4 protein-coding genes are annotated in these 5104 nt (G+C 41.1%); 3 read left to right on the plus strand and 1 reads right to left on the minus strand.

Annotated features, from left to right (window positions below; genetic code table 11):
• The first annotated feature begins 45 nt into the window (after positions 1-45).
• The gene (locus tag BK820_RS14690; protein ID WP_143045204.1) at positions 46-249 is read left to right on the plus strand and encodes a hypothetical protein; all 204 of its coding nucleotides are present in this window, start codon (positions 46-48) and stop codon (positions 247-249) included.
• A gap of 101 nt (positions 250-350) precedes the next feature.
• Here BK820_RS14690 and BK820_RS14695 read toward each other — a convergent pair whose 3' ends face one another.
• Entirely contained in the window at positions 351-1370 is a 1020-nt protein-coding gene (locus BK820_RS14695; RefSeq protein WP_071321323.1) for an AraC family transcriptional regulator, read from the minus strand.
• Between the two features lie 153 nt (positions 1371-1523).
• Here BK820_RS14695 and BK820_RS14700 point away from each other — a divergent pair, with 153 nt between their 5' ends.
• A complete protein-coding gene (locus tag BK820_RS14700; protein ID WP_045796737.1) occupies positions 1524-2969 on the plus strand; it encodes a coniferyl aldehyde dehydrogenase in 1446 nt (481 codons plus the stop codon).
• A 114-nt stretch (positions 2970-3083) separates the two neighbouring features.
• Positions 3084-4802, plus strand: coding sequence for a GMC oxidoreductase (locus BK820_RS14705; protein WP_045796738.1), 1719 nt, complete (start codon positions 3084-3086; stop codon positions 4800-4802).
• The last annotated feature ends 302 nt before the right edge of the window (positions 4803-5104 follow it).

Below are 5104 nucleotides of genomic sequence, written 5' to 3' on the forward strand. Positions count from 1 at the left end.
TAAATGTCAACAGACCCTAGTTACACTTATCCAAATAGTACGACGGTGGCATTGAATACTGAAACGACATATGACTGGAATGCAGAAGAAGCCACAGTTCCTGTCAACTTGACTGTGACCAAAGTGATTCGCCTAAATGGTCAGGCCATTAGTGTGGGCGGTGGTGCTCGATATTGGGTTGATGATACTGACGGCAGCCCGAAAGGTTGGGGGGCACGTTTGGTCGCATCCTTTGTTTTCCCGAAATAATCAATTGAGTCTGTATTGATTAGAGTGACATTCAATGGATTTAAACTATATGCTTGAATTCGTTGGGTACTTTTTATTTAACGAAGTAGCAAAACCAGAAGTCATACAATATGGCTTCGACTTTTGTCTCTTAACTCGGTTGGAGGAACGCCAAACCAGCTTTTAAAGTTGCGACTGAAAATAGATAATTCTGCATAGCCCAACTGTAGAGCAATATCTGTCAAATTCACATTGCCTGCATCAAGCATACGAAGCGCTTCTTTTTTTCGGACATTTTCGAGTATATCTCGATAGGTTGTTCCTTGCATTTTTAAAGCGCGCTGAAGCTTTTTCGGATGCATTCCCATACAGAGTGCGATATTTTCAATGCTGCAGTCTCCTGTCGCCATCAGCATGCGGACTGAACTCTCTATCAGTGCGGTATTGTCTTCAGTTTTGGTGCTGCTTTGTGTTTCAAGCTGCTGTACGATTAGTTGATTAATGGCATCTTCATTAAAATTATAGGGTTTATAGCTTAAAAAGCTTGCGGGAAAATAAAGCGCATCCTCATCGGTTTCAAATTCCACTGGACAGGAAAAATGTGCTTGGAAAGTTTGAGCTCCTTTTTGTGGTGGTTTTTGCTTGAAGCAAATTTTTTCTGCATGCCACTGTGGGCCAATCAAATCTTTTAAAATATTCGCGACAAGGCAAATGGCCAGTTGTGATTTTTGTGGTACATCGGTGTTGTATTCACTTAAACGCACAAAGTTCAGCTTACAGAACAGAGCATTATGTTGCGAGACGTGAAAGACAACGCCTTCAGCATGTAAATAGACATACTTTTGCGCCACGCTTAAGGCTTCAAGTATGCTCGTTTGTCGGGACATATAGACGCCAATCAAACCGATTGTGCTAATATTTTGGAGTGCGCCGAGTTTTAAACCGAAGCAGTCATCCTGACAGGCTAAGGCCGCTTTTTCCAATAAATTTAAATAATGATCATAATGAATAAATGAATCTGGATCGCGGAGTAAAGCAGGTAAAATCCCGATCTCTTTCAAGATTCCTATAGGGTTTATGCCATAACTACGGACTAAGTCTTCAAAACCGCCGAGGCTGGCTGCACGAATATAACTTCCCATTACAACATTCCGTGTTGTCCTAAAAGATCAATTTAGTGTCCTAAAAAGTCAAGCATAATTCAAGTCATTTGTTAAAGTAGGATAAGAGATTATCTCAACCAACATAGAAAAGAAGTATTGAATCACCATTTTTAGCCGTGAAAGGAAAAGCATATGCAACTTACGGTTCAGTCTCATATCGAGCAAACAGTGATAGAACAGACATTGCACGATTGTTTTCAATTACAGCGCAAAAGCTTTCATCAGCAAGGCATTGAAACGATTGAACAACGCAAGCAACATTTACTGAATTTAAAAGCATTGATTAACAATCACCGTGAAGCAATTATTGACGCCTTGAATCGTGATTATGGAAATCGTTCACGCCATGAAACCTTATTAGCAGAAATTATAACTGTCACGGATGACATAAACGGCAGCATCAAACACTTGAAACACTGGACCAAAGTACAAAAACGACATGTCGATCATAGCCTGTATTTTGGTGCAAAAAACCGTGTGATTCCGCAGCCGCTGGGGGTGATTGGAATTATTGTGCCGTGGAATTTCCCCATCAATTTGATGTTCTCGCAATTATCTGCTGTGTTTGCTGCGGGAAATACCGCTATGGTTAAAATGTCTGAAAATTCAAGACATTTGGCTGAATTACTGATTGAGTTAAGTCCCAAATACTTTAAAGCGGAAAAATTACAGATTTTCGATGAGACTGGTGAAGTAGGCATCGCATTTTCAAAATTGCCGTTTGACCACCTGATGTTTACTGGCTCTGGTGCGACAGGGCGTAAAGTCATGGCTGCTGCAGCACAGAACTTGACGCCAGTGACTTTGGAGTTGGGTGGTAAATCTCCTGCGGTGATTGATCCTGAATACCCTATTGAGAAAGCTGTAGAACGCATTATGTTTGTGAAACAGTTTAATGCGGGGCAAATTTGTACCAATGTCGATTATTTATTTGTACATGAGTCGAAGTTACAAGCTTTTATTCAAGCCGCGGCAGCGTGGGTTCAGGAACATGTGCCTGATATTCATAGCAAAGATTATACTTCTGTGATTGATGAGCGTGCATTTCAGCGCTTAGTGCATAGCTTGGCAGATGCTGAAGCCAAAGGGGCCAGTTTGATTAATTTAAATCAGCAAGAACCAGATGCTGCGACACGAAAATTTCCACTGACTTTGGTATTGAACAGTAATGATGAGATGGAAATTGATACGCGTGAAACCTTTGGTCCGATCTTGATGGTCAAAACCTACCAAAAGCCTGAAGAGGTAGTAGACTATATTGTGCAGCGTGATCGTCCATTGGCTTTTTATCCATTTAGTAATAACAAAAGTTTAATCGATTTTTATATCAGCAGAGTTATGTCGGGCGGGGTTTCGGTCAATGATGCCTTATTTCATGTCGGGCAGCATGACTTACCCTTTGGTGGAGTCGGTGCCAGCGGGATGGGGCACTATCATGGTTATGAAGGCTTTTTGACTTTTTCTAAAATGCGCCCTGTATTTTATCAGGCGGGTTTTTCGAGTTTGAAGTTTCTCGCGCCACCGTATGGAAAATTTGCCAATTGGCTGTTGAATTTATTGATTCGCATGAAGTCATAAGCGCTTAAATTTTAAAACCTCAACATCACTTTTCACTTCAAGATGGATATTTTGAAGTGAAGGAATTAGTGTATTTAAAAACAGAAAAATAAAACTATTAAAGGAGTTAATAGTATGAATAATAAAGATTTTGATTATGATCAAATCGTGATTGGCTCAGGCTTTGGTGGATCGGTCAGTGCTTTACGCCTCAGTGAAAAAGGCTATAAAGTCCTGATTTTGGAGAAAGGCTTACGCCGTGAAGACAAGGATTTTCCAACCACCAATTTAGACACAAAAAACTATTTGTGGCGACCTGAACTGGGATTCAGAGGTACGATGCAATTTACTTTCACCAGTAAAACCACCATTTTGCATGGGGTGGGCGTTGGTGGGGGCTCACAAATTTATGCCAATGTACATTTAATTCCACCTGATGCAGTTTTTGAGTCGGAGGCATGGACCAAGATTCGTAAAGACTGGAAAGACACCTTAAAGCCGTTTTATGGTCTCGCTCAACGTATGTTGGGTACAGCGAATAATACTTATACCAATATTGCAGACGACACGTTAAAAGAAGTTGCGAGTGAAATTGGATATGCAAATTCATTTAAAACGGTGAATACGGGGGTCTTCTTTTCGCAAGTAGCTGGTCAAGAAGGACAATTAGCGAAAGATCCGTATTTCAATGGAGATGGACCAGATCGTAACTCCTGTATTTATTGTGGCAGTTGTATGTTGGGCTGTCGTAATAATGCCAAAAACACCCTCATGAAGAATTACCTGTATTTTGCTGAACGTAATGGGGTAGAAATTCGTCCAAGTTCTGAAGTCCTCAAAATTATGCCATTGAGTGAGGATGGTGGTGAAGGCTATGAAATCATTATCAAAGAAACTTTAGGTAAGAATGTTCGTCAATATAGTTTGCGCAGTCGTGGGGTAGTGTTATCTGCAGGGGTGATGGGTACGGTACCGATGTTGTTAAAAATGCGGGATCAGTATAAGACTTTACCCAATATTTCTTCATTGCTGGGACAGGAAGTTCGGACGAACTCGGAAACTCTGACCACAGTGAACAACACAGATAAAAAACTGGATGATGGGGTAGCAATCAGCTCTTTTATTTCGGTCGATGCAGATACCAATATTGAGGTCACACGGTTCCCTGAAGGTGCGGATGCTTCATGGATTTATATTCCATACGTGCCGATGGTGACCGGTCAGGGCTTTATGCGCTTTATGAAGTTTGTGTTCAATACACTGTTACATCCCTTAAAAACCTTTAAAGTACTGCGTTATAAGGGTAAAGCCAAAGACTCTATCATTTTATTGGTGATGCAAAAGTCTGAAGCATTCATTCATTTTGAATGGCGTAGAAAGTGGTATCGACTGTTCAAAAATAGTATCACTGCTGTGCAAAAAGAAGGGGACACGCCACTCACCGTTTCATTCCCTGCGGCTGAAGAAGCCACTAAAATGATTGCACAAAAGTTAGGTGGAGAACCTGGTTCTGCACTTACTGAAATTCTACTGGGAACGCCAACGACAGCACATATTATGAGTGGTGTCGCGATGGGCAATGACAAGTCGAATGGCGTTGTGGACTTCACTGGTCAAGTCTTTGGTTATCAAAATTTACGCGTATTAGATGGTTCGATTGTACCTGGGAATTTAGGTGTGAATCCCTCACTAACCATTACCGCACTGTCTGAATTTGCGATGAGTCAAATCCCAGTGTTCTCCGCAGAGCGGGCAGCAAAGATTCAGCGTATTGAATTTAGTCAGCCTTTGGAGGGACAGGTGTCTGACTTGAAGGGTACTGGTGATTTAGCCAGTGCATTAAGCAATGCTTAAAAAAGTGGATATGGTTTGGGCTGGTGATGGTGATGGTGTCTAATACGGCAAATTAGACAGCCCAAGCAATACAATCTTGAGATCATTATCCCTCTAACGCTGTATGACAGCGTTAGAGGGCGTTGCTGATTTTATGGGCTATAATTCAGAAATTCCTAAGCTAAGAAGAGAGCGAAAAGCTGTCTTACCTTTTTTACCGATCAATGAGTAATTGGGGGGCATTATTGAGTCTATTCATAAACCCAAAAGCCATGGTTTATTTTTTCTTGTTATAAAATATGACTAGGGTCTGTTGACATTTA

The sequence above is a fragment of the Acinetobacter sp. LCT-H3 genome (genome assembly GCF_001866125.1).
GTDB classification, from domain to species: domain Bacteria; phylum Pseudomonadota; class Gammaproteobacteria; order Pseudomonadales; family Moraxellaceae; genus Acinetobacter; species Acinetobacter schindleri.

Coding starts and splice junctions, on each gene's coding strand:
- BK820_RS14695 (WP_071321323.1), bottom strand. CDS start 1,370: ATGGGAAGTTATATTCGTGCAGCCAGCCTCGGCGGTTTTGAAGACTTA.
- BK820_RS14700 (WP_045796737.1), top strand. CDS start 1,524: ATGCAACTTACGGTTCAGTCTCATATCGAGCAAACAGTGATAGAACAG.
- BK820_RS14705 (WP_045796738.1), top strand. CDS start 3,084: ATGAATAATAAAGATTTTGATTATGATCAAATCGTGATTGGCTCAGGC.